Source organism: Pseudomonas sp. R3-57, from assembly GCF_051132065.1.
Taxonomy (GTDB): domain Bacteria; phylum Pseudomonadota; class Gammaproteobacteria; order Pseudomonadales; family Pseudomonadaceae; genus Aquipseudomonas.
Map to the genome: position 1 here is coordinate 348,833 of NZ_CP071655.1, position 26,134 is coordinate 374,966.

At 59.4% G+C, this 26,134-nt stretch carries 22 protein-coding genes; 18 read left to right on the forward strand and 4 right to left on the reverse strand.

Annotation, left to right across the window (positions count from 1 at the left end; all coding sequences use genetic code 11):
• Positions 1 to 227: 227 nt before the first annotated feature.
• The 8 genes from J3P93_RS01580 to J3P93_RS01615 all read left to right on the forward strand — a co-directional run bounded on the left by J3P93_RS01580 (position 228) and on the right by J3P93_RS01615 (position 7,564).
• A complete protein-coding gene (locus J3P93_RS01580; RefSeq protein WP_332764353.1) occupies positions 228 to 1,571 on the forward strand; it encodes an OprD family porin in 1,344 nt (447 codons plus the stop codon).
• Between the two features lie 297 nt (positions 1,572 to 1,868).
• Positions 1,869 to 2,507, forward strand: coding sequence for a peroxiredoxin (locus tag J3P93_RS01585; RefSeq protein ID WP_394504342.1), 639 nt, complete (start codon positions 1,869 to 1,871; stop codon positions 2,505 to 2,507).
• Between the two features lie 308 nt (positions 2,508 to 2,815).
• The gene (gene ssuE, locus J3P93_RS01590) at positions 2,816 to 3,409 is read left to right on the forward strand and encodes an NADPH-dependent FMN reductase (protein ID WP_434594517.1); all 594 of its coding nucleotides are present in this window, start codon (positions 2,816 to 2,818) and stop codon (positions 3,407 to 3,409) included.
• A gap of 89 nt (positions 3,410 to 3,498) precedes the next feature.
• Positions 3,499 to 4,473, forward strand: a complete 975-nt coding sequence (locus J3P93_RS01595) for a sulfonate ABC transporter substrate-binding protein (protein ID WP_093097302.1) — start codon at positions 3,499 to 3,501, stop codon at positions 4,471 to 4,473.
• Between the two features lie 25 nt (positions 4,474 to 4,498).
• Positions 4,499 to 5,647, forward strand: a complete 1,149-nt coding sequence (ssuD, locus tag J3P93_RS01600; RefSeq protein ID WP_434594519.1) for an FMNH2-dependent alkanesulfonate monooxygenase — start codon at positions 4,499 to 4,501, stop codon at positions 5,645 to 5,647.
• Between the two features lie 9 nt (positions 5,648 to 5,656).
• Positions 5,657 to 6,439 (forward strand): aliphatic sulfonate ABC transporter permease SsuC, encoded by a 783-nt coding sequence (gene ssuC, locus J3P93_RS01605; RefSeq protein WP_434594522.1) that lies wholly within the window; start codon positions 5,657 to 5,659, stop codon positions 6,437 to 6,439.
• Positions 6,436 to 7,242 (forward strand): aliphatic sulfonates ABC transporter ATP-binding protein, encoded by an 807-nt coding sequence (gene ssuB / locus J3P93_RS01610; protein WP_434594525.1) that lies wholly within the window; start codon positions 6,436 to 6,438, stop codon positions 7,240 to 7,242. The genes ssuC and ssuB overlap by 4 nt, the downstream gene beginning before the upstream one ends.
• A gap of 106 nt (positions 7,243 to 7,348) precedes the next feature.
• Positions 7,349 to 7,564 (forward strand): TOBE domain-containing protein, encoded by a 216-nt coding sequence (locus J3P93_RS01615; RefSeq protein ID WP_003229256.1) that lies wholly within the window; start codon positions 7,349 to 7,351, stop codon positions 7,562 to 7,564.
• Between the two features lie 156 nt (positions 7,565 to 7,720).
• On the opposite strand, the gene J3P93_RS01620 is transcribed toward J3P93_RS01615, so the two are convergent.
• A complete protein-coding gene (locus tag J3P93_RS01620; protein WP_434594530.1) occupies positions 7,721 to 8,359 on the reverse strand; it encodes a TetR/AcrR family transcriptional regulator in 639 nt (212 codons plus the stop codon).
• Between the two features lie 240 nt (positions 8,360 to 8,599).
• On the reverse strand, positions 8,600 to 9,976 hold the full coding sequence (locus J3P93_RS01625) for a glutamine synthetase family protein (protein ID WP_016772657.1): 1,377 nt from the start codon (positions 9,974 to 9,976) through the stop codon (positions 8,600 to 8,602).
• 278 nt (positions 9,977 to 10,254) lie between these two features.
• Here J3P93_RS01625 and J3P93_RS01630 point away from each other — a divergent pair, with 278 nt between their 5' ends.
• The 8 genes from J3P93_RS01630 (at position 10,255) to J3P93_RS01665 (ending at position 19,062) form a co-directional block, all read left to right on the forward strand.
• The gene (locus tag J3P93_RS01630; protein ID WP_434594533.1) at positions 10,255 to 10,611 is read left to right on the forward strand and encodes a gamma-glutamyl-gamma-aminobutyrate hydrolase family protein; all 357 of its coding nucleotides are present in this window, start codon (positions 10,255 to 10,257) and stop codon (positions 10,609 to 10,611) included.
• Between the two features lie 93 nt (positions 10,612 to 10,704).
• Positions 10,705 to 12,063, forward strand: a complete 1,359-nt coding sequence (locus J3P93_RS01635) for a glutamine synthetase family protein (protein ID WP_336356936.1) — start codon at positions 10,705 to 10,707, stop codon at positions 12,061 to 12,063.
• A gap of 56 nt (positions 12,064 to 12,119) precedes the next feature.
• Positions 12,120 to 13,484: an aspartate aminotransferase family protein gene (locus J3P93_RS01640; RefSeq protein ID WP_434594537.1), complete on the forward strand. Its 1,365-nt coding sequence runs from the start codon at positions 12,120 to 12,122 to the stop codon at positions 13,482 to 13,484.
• A 171-nt stretch (positions 13,485 to 13,655) separates the two neighbouring features.
• Entirely contained in the window at positions 13,656 to 14,768 is a 1,113-nt protein-coding gene (locus J3P93_RS01645; RefSeq protein ID WP_090287291.1) for a polyamine ABC transporter substrate-binding protein, read from the forward strand.
• A 186-nt stretch (positions 14,769 to 14,954) separates the two neighbouring features.
• Positions 14,955 to 16,052, forward strand: coding sequence for a polyamine ABC transporter substrate-binding protein (locus J3P93_RS01650; protein ID WP_090287290.1), 1,098 nt, complete (start codon positions 14,955 to 14,957; stop codon positions 16,050 to 16,052).
• 63 nt (positions 16,053 to 16,115) lie between these two features.
• On the forward strand, positions 16,116 to 17,258 hold the full coding sequence (locus tag J3P93_RS01655) for an ABC transporter ATP-binding protein (protein ID WP_203419905.1): 1,143 nt from the start codon (positions 16,116 to 16,118) through the stop codon (positions 17,256 to 17,258).
• Positions 17,259 to 17,293: 35 nt separating this feature from the next.
• Positions 17,294 to 18,175, forward strand: a complete 882-nt coding sequence (locus J3P93_RS01660) for an ABC transporter permease subunit (RefSeq protein WP_172833310.1) — start codon at positions 17,294 to 17,296, stop codon at positions 18,173 to 18,175.
• Positions 18,172 to 19,062 carry an ABC transporter permease subunit gene (locus J3P93_RS01665; protein ID WP_090287284.1) on the forward strand — a complete coding sequence of 297 codons (891 nt, stop codon included), beginning with the start codon at positions 18,172 to 18,174 and terminating at the stop codon, positions 19,060 to 19,062. The genes J3P93_RS01660 and J3P93_RS01665 overlap by 4 nt, the downstream gene beginning before the upstream one ends.
• Before the next feature lie 146 nt (positions 19,063 to 19,208).
• Here the strand turns inward: J3P93_RS01665 and J3P93_RS01670 are convergent, their stop codons facing one another.
• Positions 19,209 to 19,850, reverse strand: coding sequence for an HD domain-containing protein (locus J3P93_RS01670; RefSeq protein ID WP_434594542.1), 642 nt, complete (start codon positions 19,848 to 19,850; stop codon positions 19,209 to 19,211).
• Positions 19,851 to 20,003: 153 nt separating this feature from the next.
• On the opposite strand from J3P93_RS01670, the gene J3P93_RS01675 reads away from it, so the two are divergent.
• On the forward strand, positions 20,004 to 20,969 hold the full coding sequence (locus tag J3P93_RS01675; RefSeq protein WP_434594545.1) for a GlxA family transcriptional regulator: 966 nt from the start codon (positions 20,004 to 20,006) through the stop codon (positions 20,967 to 20,969).
• Positions 20,970 to 21,110: 141 nt separating this feature from the next.
• Here the strand turns inward: J3P93_RS01675 and J3P93_RS01680 are convergent, their stop codons facing one another.
• Entirely contained in the window at positions 21,111 to 23,522 is a 2,412-nt protein-coding gene (locus J3P93_RS01680) for a penicillin acylase family protein (RefSeq protein ID WP_434594548.1), read from the reverse strand.
• A 265-nt stretch (positions 23,523 to 23,787) separates the two neighbouring features.
• Between J3P93_RS01680 and J3P93_RS01685 the strand changes: the two genes are divergently transcribed.
• The gene (locus J3P93_RS01685) at positions 23,788 to 26,133 is read left to right on the forward strand and encodes an S-type pyocin domain-containing protein (protein ID WP_434594550.1); all 2,346 of its coding nucleotides are present in this window, start codon (positions 23,788 to 23,790) and stop codon (positions 26,131 to 26,133) included.
• The last annotated feature ends 1 nt before the right edge of the window (position 26,134 follow it).

The following is a 26,134-nucleotide window of genomic DNA, read 5'->3' on the forward strand; positions in this document are numbered from 1 at the left end:
GGCCATATACCCGAATGGTATGAAAAAGAATGAATAAATTCTTTTTGGCTTTATCAGGAAGTCTTTACTGTGCACGGACCCAATCACAGCGATTAGACGATGGTCGTAGACACACAAGGTTACGATTGACTTGGCAGTCACGGTCTGGCGCTAATCGCGCATCTTAGGATTCAGGGCAAATCGACCCCGAACCAGGAACACAAGAATTAGAACGAGAGGAGCGATACATGAACAAGTCCACCTTGGCCCTGGCTGTGGCCGTTGGGGTTATGGCGCAGCAGGCAGGCGCCGCCGGTTTCATCGAAGACAGCAAGGCAACTCTGGGGCTGCGCAACTTCTACATCAACACTGACAACCGTGATGGCACTGGCGCCAACAAGAACGAAGAGTGGGGCCAAGGCTTCGATCTGCGTTTCATCTCCGGTTACACCCAGGGCACCGTCGGTTTCGGCCTTGACGCCATCGGCTTGCTGGGCATCCGTCTGGATTCGGGCGGCGGCACCAACGGCAACAGCGGCACCGCTTACGGCGGCACCGTGTTCCCGAGCGAGTCCAACGGCAAAGCCGTGGACAACTTCTCCAGCCTGGGCCTGACTGCCAAAGCCAAGATCTCCCAGACTGAACTGAAGCTGGGCACCCTGCAGCCAAAACTGCCGGTCATCGTGACCAACGACGGTCGTCTGCTGCCGCAAACCTGGCAGGGCGGCCAGATCACTTCCGGCGAGATCAAGGACCTGACCCTGGTCGGCGGTCAGATCGAAGCGGTAAAAGGTCGTAACTCCAGCAACAACGAAAACCTCTCGATCGGCGGCGCCAACTCCCGTGGCACGGCGTTCCGTGACAGCAACAAGTTCATCTACGCCGGTGGTGACTACAAGATCACCAAAGACCTGACTGCCCAGTACTACTACGGCAACCTGGAAGACTTCTACAAGCAGCACTTCCTGGGTCTGGTACACAACTGGTCGATCGGCCCGGGCGTGTTGAAGTCTGACCTGCGTTACTTCAACAGCTCCGACGACGGCAAGAACGGCACCGATTCGGCTTACTACAGCTCGGGTAACTACACCGGTTTCCGTAACGGTCGTGGCGAAGTCGACAACAACCTGTACAGCGGCCTGTTCCTGTATACCGTTGCCGGCCACACCTTCGGCGGCGGCTACCAGGTTTCCAACGGTAGCAGCGACTTCCCTTGGCTGAACCAGGGCGACGGTTCGTCGAACTACACCATCACCGACATGCAGATCCAGAAGTTCGGCCGTGCCGGTGAGAAAACCTGGCAAGCTCGCTACTCCTACGACTTCGCCAAGGTTGGCGTACCTGGCCTGACCGCCGGTGTGGTTTACCTGAAGGGCGACAGCATCGACACCGTTGGCAGCAACGGTCGCGAAAGCGCTTCGAACCGTTCCGAGTGGGAACGCGACTTCACTATCGGCTACGTAGTGCCGGAAGGTCCGTTCAAGAACGTCGGCCTGATGTGGAAAAACGCGGTATGGCGCACCGACCTGCCGAACACCCGTTCGCAGGACGAAAACCGCCTGATCGTCAGCTACTCGATCCCGCTGTTGTAATAGCGCGGCTCGATTCGCAGACGTAAAAAAAGCCCCGTCCGGCATCGCGCCGGACGGGGCTTTTACGTTTTCGGGTCAGGCCCACCCCCGTAAGCCTGTCCCGAATTTCCCTCTCTACTGCAACTCAAGGCCTTCTCGAACCTTGGGAGCGATGTTCGTCGCGATGCCGCCGAGCGTCCAGTGAACAGAAGTTTAATATTCACTAAAGATATAAATGTCTCGTTATTTATTCTTTTTCATCATGGCAAATCCCGAGCTACAGTTGAGGTCTCCAACAACTCCAACAGGAGCCGCATCATGAGCCTCAGACTTGGCGACATCGCCCCCGATTTCGAACAGGATTCCAGCGCCGGCAAGATTCGTTTCCACGAATGGCTGGGCGATAGCTGGGGCGTGCTGTTCTCTCATCCCGCGGACTTCACCCCGGTGTGCACTACCGAACTGGGTTTCACCGCCAAGCTCAAGGATGAATTCAGCCAGCGCGGCGTCAAAGCCATTGCGCTGTCGGTCGACCCGGTGGATTCGCACCACAAGTGGATCGAGGACATCAATGAAACCCAGAACACCGTGGTCAATTTTCCGATCCTGGCCGATGCCGATCGCAAGGTTTCCGACCTCTACGACCTGATCCATCCGAACGCCAGTGACACCCTGACCGTGCGCTCGCTGTTCGTCATCGATCCGAACAAGAAGATTCGCCTGACCATTACTTATCCAGCGAGCACCGGGCGCAACTTCCACGAGATCCTGCGGGTGATCGACTCGCTGCAGCTCACCGACAACTACAAGGTGGCCACCCCGGCCAACTGGCAGGACGGTGAAGACGTGGTGATCGTGCCTTCGCTCAAGGATGAGGACGAGATCAAGCAGCGCTTCCCCAAAGGCTATCGCGCGGTGAAGCCGTACCTGCGCCTGACGCCGCAGCCGAACAAATGATTTCTGCGGGGTAGCCGCTGGCGCCATCGCGAGCAGGCTCACTCCTACATTTGGAATGCGTTCCCTGTAGGAGTGAGCCTGCTCGCGATGGCGATAGTCCAGTCACCATGGAACCACAGAGCAGGGGAATTTCAGGCCGTTTCGACGGCCTTTTTTTTCGCCCGAATAATGGCTGTTGCTATATCTCTAAAACGCATAATCAAATGAATAAATATGATTTATGGATATATAAATCTGCTGGTAAGGTCATGCCATTGAAGCGAGATCGCAACCTGCGAATCGCCGCCAACGTTTAAGGAATCGTCGCAATGCTGGTCGTCTCACTGGGTGGCAGCCCCAGCCTGCGCTCCCGCTCCGGGGTGCTGCTGGAGCGCTCGCAACGCTGGTTGCAAGAGCATGGGGTGGAAGTGGTGAGTTATCGGGTGCGGGACTTCCCTGCCGAGGATTTGCTCCACGCGCGCTTCGACAGCCCGAAAGTCCTCGACCTGTTGCAACAGATCGAAAACGCCGACGGCCTGCTGATCGCTACGCCGGTATACAAGGCTTCGTTTTCCGGCGCACTGAAAACCCTGCTCGATCTGCTGCCCGAACGTGCGCTGAGCCACAAGGTCGTCTTGCCGATGGCCACCGGCGGCAGCATCGCCCACATGCTGGTGGTCGATTACGCCCTCAAGCCAGTGCTCTCGGCGTTGAAAGCCCAGGAAATGCTTCAGGGGATTTTTGCCGAGGACAGTCAGATCGCTTACGGCGAAGGCAGTGCCGATGCACAACTGGCGCCGGCCCTGGAATTGCGACTGCATGAAGCGCTGGAGCAGTTTGTCGGGGCCATGGCACGCCGGCCGAAACCGCTGGAGCCGGGCCTGTTGAACGAACGTTTGTTGAGTGCTCGCTGGAGCATTTGAGCCTCATCGCAATTTGAAGTACTGGCCTTACTCGCCCGCCAACGGGCAAGCAGGTGCAGCCACAACCCAACAGCAAAAAGGAGAGCGCCATGCGCCCTGTATTTTTGCGTCGTGGTCTGGTCGCTCTGTTTGCTGCGGCTGTGTCCATCGGCGCCATGACTCAAGCTCAAGCCGAGACGTTGCGGATCGGTTATCAGAAGTACGGCACGCTGGTGCTGCTCAAGGCCAAAGGCACGCTGGAAAAACGTCTGGCCGCCCAAGGCGTCGACGTGCAATGGACTGAATTCCCCGGCGGCCCACAACTGCTCGAAGGCCTCAATGTTGGCTCGATCGACTTTGGCGTGACCGGCGAAACCCCGCCCGTTTTCGCCCAGGCTGCCGGCGCCGATCTGCTCTACGTGGCTTACGAACCGCCAGCGCCGAACAGTGAAGCGATCCTGGTGCCGAAAGACTCGCCGATCAAGTCGGTGGCCGATCTCAAAGGCAAGAAAATCGCGCTGAACAAAGGCTCCAACGTCCACTACCTGTTGGTGCGTGCGCTGGAAGACGCCGGCCTCAAGTACAGCGACATTCAAACCGTGTTCCTGCCACCGGCCGATGCCCGCGCGGCTTTCGAGCGCGGCAGTGTCGACGCCTGGGTGATCTGGGATCCGTATCAGGCCGCCGCCGAACAACAGTTGCAGGCGCATACCCTGCGTGACGGCAAAGGCATCGTCGATAACCACCAGTTCTATCTCGCTACCAAACCTTACGCGCAGAAAAATCCCGAGGTGATCAAGACCCTCGTCGAAGAAGTGCGCGCGGTCGGCGAGTGGTCCAAAGCCAATCCGCAAGACGTTACCCAACAGGTGGCGCCGCTGCTCGGTCTGCCGGCGGACATCACCCTGACCTCGGTGAAACGCCAGGGCTACGGCGCGCTGTTCCTGACCCCGGAAGTGGTCGCCGCGCAACAGAAAATCGCCGACACGTTCTTCCAGCTCAAGCTGATTCCCAAGCCGCTGAGCATCAAGGACGTGATCTGGACGCCGCCGGCCGCTGTGGCCCAAAGCTCTCAAGCGCAGTAATTCGAATCCACAAGGAGACCACTCCATGAGCCTCAATATTTTCTGGTTCCTGCCTACCCACGGCGACGGCCATTACCTTGGCACCGCCGAAGGCGCCCGCGCGGTTGACCACGGTTATTTGCAGCAAGTCGCGCAAGCGGCGGATCGCCTCGGTTTCGGCGGTGTGCTGATTCCTACCGGGCGTTCCTGCGAAGACTCGTGGCTGGTCGCGGCGTCGCTGATTCCAGTAACCCAGCGCCTGAAGTTTCTGGTCGCTCTGCGCCCGGGGATCATTTCCCCGACGGTGGCGGCGCGTCAGGCTGCAACACTGGATCGCTTGTCCGGCGGCCGTGCGCTGTTCAACCTGGTGACGGGCGGCGACCCTGAAGAATTGGCCGGTGACGGTCTGTTCCTCAACCACGAAGAACGCTATCAGGCCTCGGTGGAATTCACCCGTATCTGGCGCCGCGTGCTGGAAGGCGAAACCGTTGATTACGACGGCGAGCACATCAGCGTCAAAGGCGCCAAGCTGCTCTATCCGCCGATCCAGCAACCGCGTCCGCCGCTGTATTTCGGCGGCTCATCGGAAGCGGCGCAGGATCTGGCCGCCGAGCAAGTGGAAATGGTCCTGACCTGGGGCGAGCCGCCAGCGGCGGTGGCCGAGAAGATTGCACAAGTCCGGGCCAAAGCCGCCAAACTCGGACGCACCGTGCGCTTCGGTATTCGTCTGCATGTGATCGTGCGGGAAACCAACGCCGAAGCCTGGCAAGCGGCGGATCGGCTGATCTCACATCTGGACGACGACACCATCCAACGTGCGCAGGCTTCGCTGGCGCGCTTCGATTCGGTCGGCCAGCAACGCATGGCCGCGCTGCACGGCGGTAGCCGCGACAACCTCGAAGTCAGCCCGAACCTGTGGGCCGGCGTCGGTCTGGTGCGAGGCGGCGCCGGCACGGCACTGGTCGGCGATGGCCCGACCGTGGCGGCGCGGGTCAAGGAATACGCTGAGCTGGGCATCGATACGTTCATCTTCTCCGGTTATCCACACCTCGAAGAATCCTATCGCGTCGCCGAGCTGCTGTTTCCGCACCTCGATGTAGAACGCCCGGAACTGCCGAAAAGCGCCGGTTACGTCAGCCCGTTCGGCGAGATGGTTGCCAACGACATCCTGCCCAAAGCCGCATCGCAGAGCTGAGGCGCGGCCATGAAGAAATTTATCCACAGCCTCGCGCCCTGGGCGTTGCCGGTGTTGCTGCTGGCGGTGTGGCAGTTGTCGGTGTCGGCCGGCTGGTTGTCGACGCGGATCCTGCCGGCACCGGTGGCGGTAATCGAGGCCGGCGTCAGTCTGGTGCGCAGCGGCGAAATCTGGACGCACCTGGCCATCAGCGGCTGGCGCGCGGCACTCGGCTTCACCATCGGCGGCAGCATCGGCCTGGTGCTGGGCTTTATCACTGGCCTGTCGAAATGGGGCGAACGCTTGCTCGACAGCTCGGTGCAAATGATCCGCAACGTGCCGCATCTGGCGCTGATTCCGCTGGTAATCCTGTGGTTCGGCATCGACGAGTCGGCGAAGATTTTTCTCGTAGCGTTGGGCACGTTGTTCCCGATTTATCTCAACACTTATCACGGCATCCGCAACGTCGACCCGGCGCTGGTGGAGATGGCGCGCAGTTATGGCCTGAGCGGTTTCGGCCTGTTCCGTCAGGTGATTCTGCCAGGCGCGTTGCCGTCGATTCTGGTTGGCGTGCGCTTTGCCCTGGGCTTCATGTGGCTGACGCTGATCGTCGCCGAAACCATTTCGGCCAGCTCCGGCATCGGCTATCTGGCGATGAACGCCCGTGAGTTTTTGCAGACCGACGTGGTGGTGCTGGCGATCCTGCTTTACGCGGTGCTGGGCAAGCTTGCCGACCTCGCTGCCCGTGGGCTGGAACGCGTGTGGTTGCGCTGGCACCCGGCCTATCAGGTGGCCAAGGGAGGTGCGGCATGACTGCTCAACAGCCGCCACGCTTGCTGCGCGGAATTCCGCTGGCGCTGCGCAATCTGCAGAAAACCTTTGGCTCGCGCCAGGTATTGCGCGACATCGATTTGCACATTCCAGCGGGGCAATTTGTTGCCGTGGTCGGGCGCAGTGGTTGCGGTAAAAGCACCTTGCTGCGCTTGCTCGCCGGACTCGATCAACCGACTGGCGGCGACCTGCTCGCCGGTTCCGCGCCGCTCAATGATGCGCGCGATGACACCCGCTTGATGTTCCAGGAAGCGCGTCTGCTGCCGTGGAAAAAGATCATCGACAACGTTGGCCTCGGCCTCAAGGGCAACTGGAGGGCGCAAGCGCTGGACGCGCTCGAAGCCGTGGGCTTGGCCGATCGCGCCAATGAATGGCCGGCGGCGTTATCCGGCGGCCAGAAGCAGCGTGTCGCCTTGGCCCGGGCGCTGATTCATAAACCGCGCCTGCTGTTGCTCGACGAACCACTCGGCGCGCTGGACGCCCTGACGCGCATCGAGATGCAGCAACTGATCGAACGTTTGTGGCAGCAACACGGCTTCACCGTGCTGCTGGTGACTCACGACGTCAGCGAAGCGGTGGCGATTGCCGATCGGGTCATTCTGATTGAGGACGGCGAAGTCGGCCTCGACCTGCATGTCGAACTGCCGCGCCCACGCGTGCGTGGCTCGCATCGCCTGGCCGCACTGGAAACCGAAGTGCTCAACCGTGTTCTGTCCCTGCCCGGCGAACCGCCGGCGCCGGAACCTGTTTCACCCTTGCCTACGCAACTGCGTTGGGCGCAATGAAGCAGCTGCAAGCTTCGAGCTTCAAGCTGCAAGTCAAAGCGCTGTGCTTTTGCTTGCAGCTTGTAGCTTGCCACTTGCCGCTCATTTCGATCTCAGGAGAAATGCCATGACTATCAAAGCCATCAACGTGCGCAACCAGTTCAAAGGCTCGATCAAGGAAATCGTCCTCGGCGATGTGCTGTCGGAAATCGACGTGCAGACCGCTTCGGGCATCGTCACTTCGGTGATCACCACCCGTTCGGTGAAAGAGCTGGAACTGGTGGTGGGCAGTGAAGTGATCGCTTTTGTTAAATCCACCGAGGTGTCGATCGCCAAGTTGTAAACCGGTGAATAAACAACAACCCCGAAGGGTGTGAGCCCTTCGGGGTTTTGTGCCTGCCTTGAAATCAGCGGCGCGGCCATCGCTGGCAAGCCAGCTCAGAGTTATTTGTCGGTCATAAATCCCTTGTGGGAGCTGGCTTGCCAGCGATGAGGCCAGTCAGAGCACTAGAGATCTTTTGGGCAGATAAGGCGGCAAGTACAACCCGATATAGGCATCAAACACGCGCATCCCTTCCTCGGCCATGCGCGGGGTGATCTGCCCGTGCTGCTGCACCGAGCGCGCGTACACCCGGTCGCCCAGCTCCATCGCCAGGGCAAACACATCGACATCGTCCGGCAGTCTCGGCAGCTCGAAATGCTGGTCGAACAGTTTGTACATCAGCTCGCCCAGTTCCAGATCGTGCTGGCGGTCCGCCTGGGTCACTTCCGTCAGCCCGTGCTGGGCGAGAATCAACTGGCGTGCCGCAGCGTCTTCGCCGTAGATCTCGAGCATGCGCTGTTCGACCAGCCGTGACAGATCGCGCCAGTCGCGCAAGGCCTCATGATCAATCGGCGCTTGCAGGCAGGCGCGAAAGGCCGCGTGTACGTCGGCGGTCAACGCTTCGAGCAAGGCCGGGACGCTGGCGAAGAAATGATAAACGGAGGAGGGCGGAATCTGCGCGCGCTCGGCGACGCTGTAGATCGACAGACTCGCCACACCCTCGGCGGCCAGCAGCGTACGCGCGGCATCGAGAATCGAATCGATCCGCGCCTGACTGCGGGCACGGGGTTTGCGGACGGGGGCGGGACGCGTCATGAAAGTCTCCTGCGGGGCAGCGGGCATTGTACGAGCAGGCTTGTGTGTTGTCTTGTCGGCCGCCATCGCTGGCAAGCCAGCTCCCACAGGTATCTGTGTCGAACAGAAAATTTGAGTGCACAACAGAACCTGTGGGAGCTGCGGTGCGACGTCTCGACTTGCCAGCGATCCGCCGCAGGCGGCCATAAAAAAACGCCGCTGGCTGAATCAGCCAACGGCGTTTTTTGAAGCTGCAAACACTTAAACCGTATGCAGATACCAGTTGTACTCAAGGTCGGAGATGGAGTGTTCGAACTCCTCCAGCTCGCTTTCCTTGCAGGCGACGAAGATATCGATGTACTTCGGATCGATGTACTTGGCCATTACCTCGCTGTCGTCCAGCTCGCGCAGGGCGTCGCGCAAGTTGTTCGGCAGGCTTTGCTCGTTCTGCTCGTAGCTGTTGCCTTCGACAGGCGCGCCCGGCTCGATCTTGTTGACCAGACCGTGATGCACACCGGCCAGCACCGAAGCCATCAGCAGGTACGGGTTGGCGTCGGCACCGGCAACGCGGTGTTCGATACGCACGGCATCGGCAGAGCCGGTCGGTACGCGAATCGCCACGGTGCGGTTGTCCAGACCCCAGCACGGCGAGTTCGGTACGTAGAACTGCGCGCCGAAACGACGGTACGAGTTGACGTTCGGGCAGAGGAACGCCATCTGCGCGGGCAGGGTCTCGAGCACACCGCCGATCGCGTGACGCAGCGCGGCGTTCTGCTCGGGATCCTCGCTGGCAAAAATATTCTTGCCGGCCTTGTCCAGAATCGAAATGTGCACGTGCAGACCATTGCCTGCCTGGCCTGGGTACGGCTTGGCCATGAAAGTGGTGTCCATTTCATGGTCGTAGGCGATGTTCTTGATCAGCCGCTTGAGCAGTACCGCGTAGTCGCACGCCTTGATCGGGTCGGCGACGTGGTGCAGGTTCACTTCGAACTGCGCCGGGGCACTTTCCTTGACGATCGCATCGGCCGGGATGCCTTGCTCTTTGGCACCTTCCAGAATGTCCTGGAGGCAGTCGACGTATTCGTCGAGGTCGTCGATCAGGTAGACCTGCGTCGAGTGCGGACGTTTGCCGGAGATTGGCGAGCGTGGCGGCTGTGGACGGCCGTTCACGTTTTCCTGGTCGATCAGGTAGAACTCGAGTTCGAACGCGGCGCAGATGGTCAGGCCCAGTTCGTCGAACTTGGTCACCACCTGGCGCAGCACTTCACGCGGGTCGGCGAAGAAGGGGTCGCCTTCGAGTTCGTGCATGGTCATCAGCAGTTGCGCGGTCGGGCGCTTCTGCCATGGCTCGTTGCACAGGGTATCGGGTATCGGATAGCAGATACGATCGGCGTCGCCGATGTCCAGGCCCAGGCCGGTGCTTTCCACCGTCGAACCATTGATATCCAGAGCAAATAGAGAGGCCGGCAGGTTGATGCCTTTCTCGTAAACCTTGTGGAGGCTGGTGCGTTCGATGCGCTTGCCGCGCACCACACCATTCATATCCGCAATCAGAAGGTCAACGTACAGAACCTCAGGATGTTCCTTAAGGAACGCGTTCGCTTCGTTAAGCTGAACGGCACGCGGGGGTACCGACATGATGCAACACCTTTGTTGTTAAAAATATCAATCATTGATCTTTTCTGGTTTCAGTCAACCCGAACAGCCTGCCGAAGTCAAGCGAGGCCTTTTTTGCCCTAAAAAAGCGCCGTGAGGGCATTTATGGGGCATTTCGGGGCGTTTTTGCGTCCTGCATGTGTAGGGCACCCGCAGGCTTGAGCAGGCCGTGTTGTATTTTTTACGGGGGTGTTGTGTAAAAAAATGAACAAGGCTAAGCTCCGATCAAACCCATAACAGCAATAATACCGGGGTGCTTCATGTCTCGCCTGCCGTTAATCGGCGTCACCGACTGCTCGCAACGGTCCGGTCTGCATGCTTATCACATCAGTGGCGATCCATCCGTCCGTAGCGCGGCCAGCGAGGCTCGCGGCTTGCCTGCACTGCTCTGCGCAGCGACTCGGTCAACGGCAGCGTCCGATATTCTGGACGCAGACGACAGCATCCTGTTTATGGCGTCTCCTTTCAATATAGATCGCTTTTATCGTCACAGCCTGTGCCGCTTCCCCAGCCGTGCTCACGATTCTGCACGCCTTGAATGTGCACAGGAAATGCAACGCCAGCGTAAAGGGCAGGTAAGCTCCTCGTTCATTGTCTATGCGCGGTGCCAGGCGTAAGCCGGCACTGCGCGAGCAAGCCCCCTTTAACGCGACGCTCTCAGCGTCAAACTTGCCTGACATCGCGTCAGGAGACTCAGCCCAGAGGCATTTATGAGTACCAACCTCGACCAGCTCACCGATTGGTTGAAAGACCGCAAGATCACAGAAGTCGAATGCATGATCGCCGACTTGACCGGCATTACCCGCGGCAAGATTTCCCCGACCAACAAGTTCATCGCCGAAAAAGGCATGCGTCTGCCGGAAAGTGTTTTGTTGCAGACCGTGACCGGCGACTACGTCGAAGACGACATCTATTACGAACTGCTCGACCCGGCCGACATCGACATGATCTGCCGCCCCGACCAGAACGCCGTCTACCTGGTGCCGTGGGCCATCGAGCCGACCGCGCAGGTGATCCACGACACCTATGACAAGCAAGGCAACCCGATCGAGCTGTCGCCGCGCAACGTCCTCAAGAAAGTCCTCAAGCTGTATGCCGACAAGGGCTGGCAGCCGATCGTCGCACCGGAAATGGAGTTCTACCTGACCAAGCGCAGTGACGACCCTGACTATCCGTTGCAGCCGCCGATTGGTCGTTCCGGTCGCCCGGAAATCGGTCGTCAATCGTTCTCCATCGAAGCAGCCAACGAATTCGATCCGCTGTTCGAAGACGTCTACGACTGGTGCGAGTTGCAGGAGTTGGACCTCGACACGCTGATCCACGAAGACGGCACGGCGCAGATGGAAATCAACTTCCGTCACGGTGACGCACTGTCGCTGGCCGACCAGATCCTGGTGTTCAAGCGCACCATGCGCGAAGCCGCGCTCAAGCACGACGTGGCTGCGACGTTCATGGCCAAACCGATGACCGGCGAGCCGGGCAGTGCCATGCACCTGCACCAGAGCATCATCGACATCCACACCGGCAAAAACGTTTTCTCCAATGAAGACGGGACCATGAGCCAGTTGTTCCTGCACCACATCGGTGGCCTGCAGAAACTGATCCCGGAATTGCTGCCGCTGTTCGCCCCCAACGTCAATTCGTTCCGCCGCTTCCTGCCAGACACCTCGGCACCAGTGAACGTCGAGTGGGGCGAAGAAAACCGCACCGTCGGCCTGCGCGTACCGGATGCCGGCCCGCAGAACCGCCGTGTGGAAAACCGCCTGCCGGGCGCCGACGCCAACCCATACCTGGCAATTGCCGCGAGCCTGCTGTGCGGTTACATCGGCATGGTCGAGGGCCTCAATCCGAGCGCGCCGGTGGTGGGCCGTGGCTATGAGCGCCGCAACCTGCGCCTGCCGCTGACCATCGAAGACGCGCTGGAGCGCATGGAAAACAGCAAGACCGTCGAGAAATACCTCGGCAAGACTTTCATCACAGGCTACGTCGCGGTCAAGCGGGCCGAGCATGAAAACTTCAAGCGCGTGATCAGTTCCTGGGAGCGTGAGTACCTGCTCTTCGCCGTCTGATACGCCGGGCGCGTCGCTCAGGCGGCGCGCCTTCACCGATAACAAGGAGAATTGGCATGACCAGCAACAACCCGCAAACCCGCGAGTGGCAAGCACTCAGCAGTGATCACCACCTGGCCCCGTTCAGCGATTTCAAGCAATTGAAAGAGAAGGGCCCGCGGATCATCACCAATGCCAAGGGCGTTTATCTGTGGGACAGCGAAGGCAACAAGATCCTCGACGGCATGGCCGGGCTCTGGTGCGTGGCGATCGGTTACGGTCGCGATGAGCTGGCCGATGCCGCCGCAAAACAGATGCGCGAGCTGCCGTACTACAACCTGTTCTTCCAGACTGCGCACCCGCCGGCACTGCAACTGGCCAAGGCGATTGCCGACGTTGCACCTGAAGGCATGAACCATGTGTTCTTCACCGGTTCTGGCTCCGAAGGCAATGACACCATGCTGCGCATGGTTCGCCATTACTGGGCGATCAAGGGCCAGCCGAACAAGAAAGTCATCATCAGCCGCAAGAACGGTTATCACGGTTCGACCGTGGCCGGCGCCAGCCTCGGCGGCATGACCTACATGCACGAACAGGGCGACTTGCCGATCCCAGGCATCGAGCACATCGCGCAGCCGTACTGGTTTGCCGAAGGCGGCGACATGACGCCGGAAGAGTTCGGCGTCTGGGCGGCCAATCAGCTGGAAGAGAAGATTCTCGAAGTCGGCGTCGACAACGTCGGTGCCTTTATTGCCGAGCCGATCCAGGGCGCCGGTGGCGTGATCATTCCGCCCGACACCTACTGGCCACGCATCAAGGAAATCCTCGCCAAATACGACATCCTGTTTGTGGCGGACGAAGTGATCTGCGGCTTCGGTCGCACCGGTGAGTGGTTCGGTAGCGATTTCTACGACCTCAAACCCGACATGATGACCATCGCCAAGGGCCTGACCTCCGGCTACATCCCGATGGGGGGCCTGATCGTTCGTGACAGTGTGGTGGCGGTGCTCAACGAAGGCGGCGATTTCAACCACGGCTTTACCTACTCCGGGCATCCGGTGGCAGCGGCGGTGGGCCTGGAAAACATCCGCATTCTGCGCGATGAAAAAATTATCGAGAATGCCCATAACGAAACGGCACCGTATTTGCAGAAACGTCTGCGCGAGCTGAACGATCATCCATTGGTGGGTGAAGTTCGCGGCGTCGGTCTGCTGGGGGCGATCGAGCTGGTGCAGGACAAGGCCACGCGCAAGCGTTACGAAGGTAAGGGCGTGGGCATGATCTGCCGGCAGTTCTGCTTCGATAACGGCCTGATCATGCGCGCGGTGGGTGACACGATGATCATCGCGCCGCCGCTGGTGATCAGCAAAGCCGAGATCGATGAGCTGGTTACAAAGGCACGCAAGTGTCTGGACCTGACCCTCGGTGCGCTGCAGGGCTAAGTGCTAGGCTTTGAGCGAGCAGGTTGCGGCTTGCTCGGTCAAAGCTGTCAGAAAGGCTGGTCTTTTGTTGAAAGACCGCCTCGGATCTTGCCAGACTAGCCGCGGTTCCAGTTGTCCGGGTTCGGCCGCTGAACAATGTGGTTCAAAAAAGAAAAATTTGGAGCATGACGCATGAAGGCATTAGGTAAAAAGCTTGCTGGCAAGACACTTCTCGCGCTGTCCGTGGCGGGCATGATGGCGGGTGCGGTTCACGCGGACGACAAAGTGCTGCACGTTTACAACTGGTCCGATTACATCGCGCCGGACACCGTGGCCAACTTCGAAAAAGCCACCGGGATCAAAGTCGTCTACGACGTCTTCGACAGTAACGAAACCCTGGAAGCCAAGCTGTTGGCCGGCAAGTCCGGTTACGACATCGTGGTGCCTTCCAACAACTTCCTCGCCAAGCAGATCAAGGCCGGCGTTTACCAGGAGCTGGACAAGTCCAAACTGCCGAACTGGAAAAACCTCGACGAAGACCTGCTCAAGGCCGTTGGCGACGCCAGCGACCAGGGCAACAAACACGCTTTCCCGTACATGTGGGGCTCGATCGGCATCGGCTACAACCCGGCCAAGGTCAAGGCTGCGCTGGGCATCGACAAGATCGATTCGTGGGACGTGGTGTTCAAGCCTGAAAACATCGAGAAACTCAAAAGCTGCGGCGTGAGTTTCCTCGACGCCCCAACCGAGATGATTCCGGCCGCGCTGCACTACCTGGGCAAGCCAACCAACAGCAAGGACAAGGCTGACCTGAAAGCCGCCGAAGACCTGTTTCTGAAGATTCGCCCGTCGGTTGCCTACTTCCACTCCTCCAAGTACATCTCGGACCTGGCCAACGGCAACATCTGCGTCGCCGTCGGTTACTCGGGTGATCTGGAGCAGTCCAAGACCCGCGCCCAGGAAGCCGGTGACAAGGTCAAACTGGCCTACACCATTCCAAAAGAAGGCGCCGGTACGTTCTACGACATGGTCGCCATTCCCAAGGATGCCGAAAACGTCGAAGCCGCCTACAAGTTCATGAACTACCTGCTCGAGCCGCAAGTGATGGCCGGCATCACCAACGCCGTGCGTTTCCCGAACGGCAACAAGGCGGCCACGCCACTGGTGGACAAGGACATCACCAGCGACCCGAGCATCTACCCGTCGGCTGAAGTGAAGAAACAGCTCTACGCGATCAGTGACCTGGACGCGGCTACCCTGCGCCTGATCACCCGCAGCTGGACCAAAATCAAATCGGGTAAATAAGCCGGTTTGTCGCAGCAACCGCTGGCCGTCGTTTCCGCGATGGCGGCCAGCGGAGCAATTAAATGACAGAAAGTTTTGCTGGATCGGTTTTTCGAGGGTAAGTTGCGCGCCGGTTTTGTTGTCGGGCAGCCATTGCTGTCATGCAGCGCGGGCAACTTGGGCCCAATCAATTTAGAGGACCTCCACTTGCCTGTATTTTCTTCTTTGCGCAAAGCCCTGCTGGCCGCTGCCGGCCTGACCCTGGCTGTCGGAGCCCAGGCCGCCGGTACGGTGCATATTTATAACTGGTCCGATTACATCGGCGAATCGACCCTGGCCGACTTCGAAAAAGAGACCGGGATCAAACCGGTCTACGACGTCTTCGACTCCAACGAAACCCTGGAAGGCAAGCTCCTCGCCGGGCGTACCGGTTACGACGTGGTTGTGCCGTCGAACCACTTCCTCGGCAAACAGATCAAGGCCGGCGCCTTCCAGAAACTCGACAAGGCGCAGCTGCCGAACTATTCCAACCTGGATCCGGTACTGCTCAAGCGCCTGGAGCAGAACGATCCGGGCAACCTGTATGCCGTGCCGTACCTGTGGGGCACCAACGGCATCGGTTACAACGTCGACAAGGTCAAGGCTGTGCTGGGCATCGACAAGATCGATTCCTGGGCCGTGCTGTTCGAGCCGGAAAACATCAAGAAACTGCACAGCTGCGGCGTGGCGTTCCTCGATTCGGCCGATGAAATGATGCCGACCATGCTCAATTACCTGGGCCTGAACGCCAACAGCACCAACACCAAGGATTACGAAAAAGCCACCGCCAAGCTGCTCGCGGTGCGTCCTTACGTGACCTATTTCCACTCCTCGAAATACATCGGCGATCTGGCCAACGGCGACATCTGCGTGGCGATCGGTTTCTCCGGCGACATCTTCCAGGCGAAGAACCGTGCCGAGGAAGCCAAGAAAGGCGTGAACATCGCCTACTCGATCCCGAAAGAGGGTGGCGCGCTGTGGTTCGACATGCTGGCGATCCCCAAGGACTCGTCCAACGTCAAGGAAGCCCACGCCTTCATCAACTATTTGCTGAAACCTGAGGTGATCGCCCAGGTCAGTGATTACGTCGGTTACGCCAACCCGAACCCGGGTTCGGACAAGCTGATGGAACAATCCATCCGCACCGACGAAGCGGTTTACCCACCGCAAGCAGTCCTCGACAAGACCTACGTGTCGACCGAGTTGCCAGCCAATATTCAGCGTTTGATGACCCGCAGCTGGACCAAGGTCAAGTCGGGCAAATAACGCACAAACTATCCAGTGTTCGTCTTGCGTGGCGAACCGCTGCTTCTGTTGGGAGTTTCGTAAATGGCAGTTGCCTCCGGCGCCTACAAGAAAGCCCTCGAGGGCGACCAGACACCGAAACAGGTGTTGGTCAAGATCGACCGGGTCACGAAGAAGTTCGACGAGACGATTGCCGTGGACGACGTGTCCCTGGAAATCAAGAAAGGCGAGATTTTCGCCCTGCTCGGCGGTTCGGGATCGGGCAAATCCACCCTGCTGCGCATGCTCGCAGGGTTTGAACGGCCCACGGAGGGGCGCATTTTCCTCGACGGCGTCGACATCACCGACATGCCGCCGTACGAACGTCCGATCAACATGATGTTCCAGTCGTACGCCTTGTTCCCGCACATGACGGTGGCGCAGAACATCGCCTTCGGCCTGCAGCAGGACAAGATTCCCAAGGCCGAGATCGACGCCCGTGTGGCCGAGATGCTCAAGCTGGTGCAGATGAGCCAGTACGCCAAGCGCAAGCCGCATCAACTCTCCGGCGGCCAGCGTCAGCGCGTGGCACTGGCGCGTTCGCTGGCCAAGCGACCGAAGCTGCTGCTGCTCGACGAGCCGATGGGCGCTCTGGACAAGAAACTGCGTTCGCAGATGCAACTGGAACTGGTGGAAATCATCGAGCGCGTCGGCGTGACCTGCGTAATGGTGACCCACGACCAGGAAGAGGCCATGACCATGGCCGAGCGCATCGCGATCATGCACCTGGGCTGGATCGCGCAGATCGGCAGCCCGATCGACATCTACGAAACCCCGACCAGCCGTCTGGTCTGCGAATTCATCGGCAACGTCAACATCTTCGAAGGCGAAGTGATCGACGACGCCGAGGGCCACGCGACCATCACCTGCAAGGACCTCGACCGGCAGATCTACGTCGGCCACGGCATCAGCACCTCGGTGCAGGACAAGTCGGTGACCTACGCAATTCGTCCGGAGAAGCTGCTGGTGACCGCCGAGATGCCGACCTGCGAGTACAACTGGTCGAGCGGCAAGGTCCACGACATTGCTTATCTGGGCGGTCACTCGGTGTTTTACGTCGAGTTGCCGAGCGGCAAACTGGTGCAGTCGTTCGTCGCTAATGCCGAACGCCGTGGCGCACGTCCGACCTGGGGCGATCAGGTCTACGTGTGGTGGGAAGACGACAGCGGCGTGGTACTTCGCTCATGAACATGCGCAAATTCAAACGCCGCATCAACAGGATCATCCCCAATGGCCGGCAACTGGTCATTGGCGTGCCGTTCATCTGGCTGTTCCTGTTCTTCATGCTGCCGTTCTTCATCGTCCTGAAGATCAGTTTTGCCGAAGCCGACGTGGCGATCCCGCCGTACACCGAGATCTACACGTTTGCCGAGCAGAAGCTGCAATTGCTGCTCAACCTGGGCAACTACGCGCTGCTGGGTGACGACGAACTGTACATCGCCGCCTACCTCGGCTCGCTGAAGATGGCCTTCATCAGCACGCTGCTGTGCCTGTTGATCGGTTATCCGATGGCTTACGCCATCGCCAGTGCGCGCAAAGAACTGCAAACGGTGCTGGTGCTGCTGATCATGATGCCGACCTGGACGGCGATCCTGATCCGCGTCTATGCGTGGATGGGCATTCTCAGCAACAACGGCCTGCTCAACGGCTTCCTGATGAGCATGGGCCTGATCGACGAGCCGCTGCAGATCCTCAACACCAACCTGGCGGTGTACATCGGCGTGGTCTATTCGTACCTGCCGTTCATGATCCTGCCGCTGTACGCCAACCTCGTGAAGCACGACAACAGTCTGCTCGAAGCGGCCTCGGACCTCGGTTCGAGCACCTTCAACAGCTTCTGGAAAATCACCATTCCGCTGTCCAAGAACGGCATCATTGCCGGCTGCATGCTGGTGTTCATTCCGGTGGTCGGTGAGTTCGTCATCCCGGAACTGCTCGGCGGTCCGGAAACCCTGATGATCGGTAAAGTGCTCTGGCAGGAATTCTTCAACAACCGTGACTGGCCGGTGGCGTCCGCCCTGGCGGTGGTGATGCTGGCGATCCTGATTGTGCCGATCATCCTGTTCAACCGCAGTCAGGCCAAGGAAATGGAGGGTAAAGAATGAAACGCTTCCGTTTCTCCAGCCTGATGCTGGTGCTGGGTCTGATCTTCATCTATCTGCCGATGCTGATCCTGGTGATCTACTCGTTCAACGCTTCCAAACTGGTCACGGTGTGGGGCGGCTGGTCGGTGAAGTGGTACGTCGGCCTGCTCGATAACTCGCAACTGATGGGCTCGGTGCTGCGCTCGCTGGAAATTGCCTGCTACACGGCGGTGGCGGCGGTGGCACTGGGTACGCTGGCGGCCTTCGTGCTGACCCGCATTACCCACTTCAAGGGCCGCACGCTGTTCGGCGGCCTGGTGACGGCGCCGCTGGTCATGCCGGAAGTGATCACCGGTCTGTCGCTGTTGCTGCTGTTCGTGGCCATGGCGCAGATGATCGGCTGGCCACAGGAACGCGGCATCGTCACCATCTGGATTGCCCACACCACGTTCTGTGCGGCGTATGTGGCGGTGGTGGTGTCGGCGCGTCTGCGTGAGCTGGACCTGTCGATCGAAGAGGCGGCAATGGACCTCGGCGCGCGGCCGTGGAAGGTGTTCTTCCTGATTACCATCCCGATGATCGCACCGTCGCTGGCAGCGGGCGGGATGATGTCGTTCGCCCTGTCGCTGGATGACCTGGTATTGGCGAGCTTTGTTTCCGGGCCGGGTTCGACGACCCTGCCGATGGAAGTGTTCTCGGCGGTGCGCCTGGGCGTGAAGCCGGAAATCAACGCCGTGGCCAGCCTGATTCTGCTGGCGGTGTCGCTGGTGACCTTCCTCGTCTGGTTCTTCAGCCGCCGCGCCGAAGAAGCACGCAAGAAAGCCATCCAGCAAGCCATCGAAGAAAGCGCAGCCGATTCATGGAAGCAACCGGATGCGCGTCGCGCACCGAGTCCAGAAGCAGCGTGAGCCCTGTCGGGTTGGTTGCTTTTTCAAGACCAATCCATATCCCTGTGGGAGCGGGCTTGCCCGCGATAGCTATCTGACATTCGACATTGATGTTGACTGTAAAGACGCCATCGCGGGCAAGCCCGCTCCCACAGGTTTTTCTGCGGTCAAGAAATCCAAAGAGAATTGCGGATCACCTCGACGAAGTTCAGCGGTTTGAACCCCGGCTCCTGATCCACCAGCACATCAGTCTTCACATTCCCAAACGTTGTCTGCGGACGATGGCGCAAACCGTCGGCAAACGCGCAGATGATGCATTCCTTGAAGCCTTCCCCGCGTGGATGCGCATGCACCACCGCCTCACGCTGCATGCTGCTGAACGCCGCGTAATCCATGCCCAGCACATCCATTTCCACCCCCGCAGTGACCAGCGCCACGGTCGGGCGCAGATGCTTCGGCACGCCCGGTGTCGTATGCAAGGCAATCGATAGCCAGACCTGCTCAATATCGTCGTCGCTCAATCCGTACGGTTTGAGAAACGCTGCTGCCGCATTCGCACCATCCACTTCGAAACGTTCATCATCGCTGCGATGTCCTTCGACCAGACCGAGGTCGTGGAACATCGCGCCGACGTACAAGAGTTCCGGGTTGTAGGCCAGTTGCTGACGCTCGCCACTCAGTGCGCCGAACAGAAACACCCGGCGCGAGTGGTGATAGAGCAGGTCGGATTCGATGTCGCGAATGTACTCGGTGGTGGCCCGGGCGAGGGCGCTGTCAGGGATCCTGATGCCGGCGATGGTGGTGCTCATAAGGGTTTCCTCGTCGAAAACGCCGTGACGGCGCTGATGAGGAAAGTCTGTTCCCGGAGCCGAATACCAGCAATCGAGGCGTGGCTGCGATCCTTGCCAATCCACCTGCAAATCGTGCCAACTCGGCAAACAGACCCAGCGGAGCTTCACAGCATGAGCAAAACCGTCGCCATCGTGGTGTTTCCCGGTGTGCAGTCGCTGGACGTCAGCGGGCCGCTGGATGTGTTTGCCGAGGCCAATCGTTTCCTCGCGCCGCAGGATCACTATCGGCTGCAAGTGATCGGCGTCGAGCGCGGGATGATGGCCTGTTCTAATGGCCTGAGCGTGACTGCGCACCGACATTTCAGCGAAGCGCTTGAGGCCTATGACCTGCTACTGGTCGCCGGTGGGCCGCAGTTGCCGTTCATGGATTTCGGCAGCGTATTTGATGGCTGGCTGCGCGATGCCAGCGCACGGGCGCAGCGCTTCGGCTCGATCTGCAATGGCGCGTTCATGCTGGCACGGGCGGGGCTGCTGGACGGACGCACGGTGACCACTCACTGGAACGACGCCGAGGCGTTGGCACAGCTGTGCCCGACCACACAGGTCGAGGCCGATCGCTTGTACATCGAGGATGGCAGGCTCTACACCTCGGCTGGGGTCACGGCGGGCATCGATCTGTCGTTGTATCTGCTGGCGCGTGATCATGGCGCCGAGGTGGCGCTCAGCGTGGCCAAACGGCTGGTGGTGTTCACCCAGCGCTCCGGTGGTCAGTCGCAGTTCAGCCCGTTCCTCACCCCGCACGCCGAGCCGACGTCAGCGGTAGCGATGGTGCAGTTGTATGTGCTGGCCAATCTCACCGGCGATCTGACGATTGCCGATCTGGCCAATGCGGCGAACATGAGTGCACGCAATTTCTCCCGGGTGTTTGCTCGGGAAGCGAAAGTCACGCCGGCAGAGTTTGTTGAACGGGCGCGGGTCGATGCGGCGCGGGTGATGCTGGAAAGCACAGCGGCGCCGTTGAAGACCGTGGCCTATCAGTGCGGGTTTCGCGACGCGCAACATATGCGCAGTGTGTTCAACCGGCGGCTGGGGGTGACGCCGCAGCAGTTTCGGATGAATTTTGCTGTGATGCTCTGAAGCCTTTTGGTGGCTGTCACGGCCTCATCGCTGGCGAGCCAGCTCCCACAGGTTTCTCTGGTGTTCACATGATTTGTGATCGACACAAAACCCTGTGGGAGCTGGCTTGCCAGCGATGAGGCCAGTCCAATCAGCGCAAAACTACTGCGCAGCCCGCATCGGCAACAACTTCAAAGTACTGCGCGTATTCGCCGTCACCTCTTCCTCGCTGAAATGCGCCTGCACATAAATTCCTTCCACATACGCTTCGGCCTGATCGTCGTAGTGACTGTCGAACGGCACGCCGCTCTGACCCACCGGGTTGATCGTCAGCCCGTGCGCCGGATCGGCGAAGTCCACCAGCCGCCGCGTCGACGGCCCATAAGTCACCGGCCACGGTGCCGGGCCGATCTTCGCTGAAAGGTTGTTTGGCACTTCATGGCTGCCCGGCGCCGCGAACGGCCCGACGTTGAACAGACGATCCAACGGTTTCTGCTGCCCCAGTGGATGGCCGTGGGTCAGGGTATGCGCCGCGCCCCATTGCCACGCCGCCACATCGTCGCCAAGGGTCAGCTTCAGGTGCTGCAGGCTCGCCTGCCATGCCGCGCGGATGCTATCGGCGCGGGTCTCCTTCGCGGGTGTGCTGCGGTTGTCCCACCACGGCGAATCGGCATTCGCCGCCAGCCTCGGCAACGCTCCATCGATCACCCGCGTCGACAGCAGCGTGTCGAAAAACTCGTTGCCCAACTCATCGCGCATCGCCGCATCGGCCAGATCATAGAGGAACTGGTTGAACAGCGTCGCACTGACCGAATCCAGCGGATAGTCGCCGGGCCACTGCGCCAGTTGCTCGACCCGTTTCAGTTGCGCCGGATCGCTCACCACCTCGCGCAACACCGGCAGCAGCGGTGCGAGCAAACGCGGGCCGTAGCCGGTCGCGGTGCCCAGTTGCAGCTTCTGATTGGCTTCGTTGTTCCACTTCAGGTTTTTGTCGCTGAGCTGACGATTGAGCTGCTGGCCGCGATCGGCAAGGTTGTAATAACCGGGAATCGGCATGCCGGTCGGCGACATGGGCTGAAAGTTGGCCGAGACGATATAGCCGCGCGGCGGGTTCTCTTCCTGCGGGTTGGCGCTGAACGGGTAGTAGCCGTCCTTGTCCGCCTGATTCGTGCTGCCATCGAGAAAGAATTCCGGCCTGACCCCGGCCGGACGCTTGGGCAGCAGTGCCGAAGCCCACCAGGCGATATCGCCCTTGGCATTGGCGTAAACCAGATTCAGTCCCGGCGCCTGGACTTTCGCGGCGGCGGTGCGGGCCTTGGCCAGGGTGTCAGCGCGGTTGAGCTGATAGAAACCCTCCAGGATCGGGTTCGGCGTTTCGAGAAACGCCCACCACATGGCGATCGGGGTTTTGCCGCCCGCCGCACCCAGTGCGTCGTTGACGATCGGGCCGTGAGGCGATTGGCGCAGGGTCAGGGTCACCGGTGCCTGGCCTTTCACCTTGATCTGCTGCTCGCTGACCAGCAGATCGGTCCACTGGCCGCGATACCAGATCTGGTTGGGATTGTCCGGGTTGACCTTCTCGGCGATCAGGTCCAGATCGTCGTTCTGGAACATGGTCAGGCTCCAGCCAAAATCCATGTTGTGCCCGAGGAACGCGAACGGCACCAGCGCCTGATGATGGCCGTACAGCTCGAAACCCGGCGCCGACAGCTGCGCCTCGTACCACACCGACGGCACCGAGAAACGGATGTGCGGATCGCCAGCCAGCAACGGCTTGCCGCTCTGGCTGCGACTGCCGGCGATGACCCAGGCGTTGCTGCCTTCGAACTGCGGCAGGCCGTTGTCGATCAGCGCCTGCTCACTGAGGCGGGCGAGGGCGTTGAGGTCTTTCCAGTCACCGGCGGCGAGGGCGGGCGCGGTGTGGCTGTGGTCGTTGGCGAGAACGCCTTTGCCTTGCCAGTCGAGGTCGAACACGTTGAGGTAGTCGGCGCCGAGTTGATCGCGCACGAAAGTCAGCAGCGGCTCGGTGCGAAACGCCGCGGCGAAGCTGTAAGCCATGTAACCGGCGACGCTGATGCTGTCTTCGGCGGTGAACGGCCGCTTGGGGATGCCCAGCACGTCGAATTCGATCGGCGCAGCGTGGCTGTCCTGATACTGGTTAATGCCATCCAGATAGGCGTGCAGGCCTTTCCACGCCGGCGACTGTTTATCCAGGCTGGCGACGTAACTGGCGGCGCGCTCGCGAATGCGCAGGCTGCGAAACAGTTTGTCGGTGTCGAGCAGTTTCGGCCCGAGCACCTCGGCCAGTTCGCCGCGGGCGAGACGGCGCATGGCTTCCATCTGAAACAGCCGATCCTGGGCATGCACGTAGCCCAGCGCACGATAAAGGTCGGTTTCGTTCTCGGCGCGGATATGCGGCACGCCGCGCTCGTCGTAGCGCACGGTCACCGAGCCCTGCAGATCGCGCAGCTCGACCTGGCCCTGACGCGTCGGTTGTTTGCTGTAGAGGTAGCCGCCGGCGGCGACCGAAAACAAAATAATGAGCAATGCAAGAAAAGTCAGGCCTCGTTTCATGAAAATCTGCTTCCCGTCATTTATTTATATCAAGGCATTGATTGTATTGATGTTATTGCGGCGCTACCGAGCAATTGATAACACATAATTTTTTCAATAGGAAATTTCCTTCATGTTTATGGGAGTTTCACTACAAGGGCGTTGTTGCAGTGTTTAACGGAGCCCGTCTATAAAAGGCACGCGATCGAAAGTTGTTCGAAACAATAGTCTGCGTCAACCGGCTTAACGGATTTACTACATGGAATAACTGACATGGAGAAGTCGTATGAACGATATTGGAAAGTATCTTGGACCTCACAGGCAGCTTGGATCAGGCAGATATGAACTGGCCCCGATACCTGTCAGAGGAACAAGGCCAACTCGATTGGGGCAAGGTGGGTATTTCTCGGGAAGTTGGGGGCTGAACGATGATATTTATAGAGGTACCGGCCAAGGCTCGGGAAAGCTTGATCCATTAACCCCGTTTATCTGGGATGACTTGATGGGTGAGCCGCAGAACTCTCAGGCCTATATTGATCTCGAGTACGCTGCAGTTTTCAATAGCATCGGTGAGACTTCTAACGGCGAGGCGGAGCGGGCGAGGCAGCTGGCAGGAGCGGGACTTTCCCCGGTTCATAGGGCGAAGTCAGATCACGATGTAACCATTGAAGTTATTCACTCCAAAATATCTGAGTATCGTGCCCATACCGAGGGCGCTTACTCGCTGTATGGGCATAACCCTTTCTTTCTGATGAAGGATCTATCCTTCAAAAGGATAAGAGACAGTCTGGACTCATCCCCCCCGGATGTTTCCGTTGCCTATACCGCTATAGACAAGGCGTATCGCGCGGCAATGGAGTTGCGGCGCCTTTCGTGGGTGATCGCCATCATTGCCAATCAGCTTCCGGAACTGGCGGCAAGACGAAGTCAGATCGAAGCTGCGAATCCAGCCGACAGCGAAACCCGGAAGTTGCTTTCCAGTGAAAGGTTATCCGTCGTCAATCTTGAAACGAATATCCTCTTCCAGGCTTTGTCTGATTTTCTCGTTGAAAGAGTTGCCGCTGCAGCGGGTTCGACTGCAGGCAGCCTTTCTCAAGCACTCATCAATTACAAGATTGCTGCAGACAACATCACCGCCGCCGAGCAGGCAGCCGTGCAGCCCTACGCGTTCGCCAACCCTGGAATCAACTCCCCTTTGAGCAAGCCTGAGCTCGAAGCACTCAATAATCTGGTGTATCTGCAGACGAACTCGCAATTGGGCAAGCGTTGGCAGGATTATCACGCCTCACTCCTCCACTCGGAAAGCGCCCGGCATACGGCGGCTGCGGCGAACACTCTGGCTGGCCTGATCAGTCGTGCTCAGGAGGAGGAGCGACTCCAAGAACAAATACTTATTGCGCAGGACCTGGAAGCCCGGAAGTTGCTCGAGGAGGCGCGCGCTCAGGAAGAGGCTCGTATTGCCGCAGAGGCGGAGGCAGAAGCCCGGCGCCTTGCCGATGAGCAGGCGCATATGGCTGCAGAGGCTGTTCGCTCCGCCCATACTTTCCGCGCGCCAGGTGCCGCGTCGGCGGCAGGCCCCCTGTTTATGACGTCGGCTGGAATCGTAGCGGTTGCGGAGGCGGCGTCAGCAGGTCTGCAAGCGGCGGTTCGCAGCGCGATCACTGCATTGAGCAGTCTTGCGGCAGGTGTCGGCGCCGGCGCGATGGTCGGTGTGTCTGCGTTGGTCTACTCCTCGAAACTGGGTAATGGTGAATTGCCCGATCGGTATGCGTTCAGCATGCCGCTCTCGGACATTGCGAACAATAATGCGCCAGAGCTGCGCGCTATCGCGGCGGCTGGCGGAAACGTCGATCTCGCTTACCGTTTCAGTTCAAAAACTGACGCGCACGGACATTCAGAAGTTTTTGTCGTCAGCACAGATGGCTTGAATGTTCCTGCTGCCGTCAGAGTGGTGGCGACGTCCTACGATGCAGGACGCAATGTTTACACTGCGATTACCTCCGATGTACCGCCACGCCATCTGACGTGGACCCCGATCGTCAATCCGGGAAACAGCTCGACGACTTCACCAGCCGAGCAGTCGGATGTGCCTGTCTACACTGGGGCAACAGTGATCCCGGTCGGGGGGCGCCTTGATTCTTTTCCAGCTGTTTCAGGCGCCGGTTTTGATGACTATATTCTGGTGTTCCCGGTGGAATCCGGTCTGCCGCCGATCTACACGATGTTCCGCGATCGGCGGGAGGAGCCGGGCGTCGCGACTGGAGTCGGGCAACCGGTATCCGGGAACTGGCTCGGCAGCGCAGCGCAGGGCGATGGCGCGCCGGTACCTTCACAGATTGCCGATCAGTTGCGGGGCAGGGAATTCAGGAATTTTCGGGCATTTCGAGAGGCGTTTTGGAAGACGGTGGCCAATGATTCTGAACTTATTAAACAGTTTAATAATAGTAGTGCTTTCGAAATGAAAAAAGGTCGCGCACCGTTTGTTCGAAAAGCAGATAGAGTCGGTGGTCAAGTGAAATTTGAGCTTCATCATTTTGTTCATATAGCTAGAGGAGGGGAGGTGATGGATATAGACAATATTCGAGTGGTCACCCCTAAACAGCACGGTGCGATACACTCGGAGGGAAAATGAT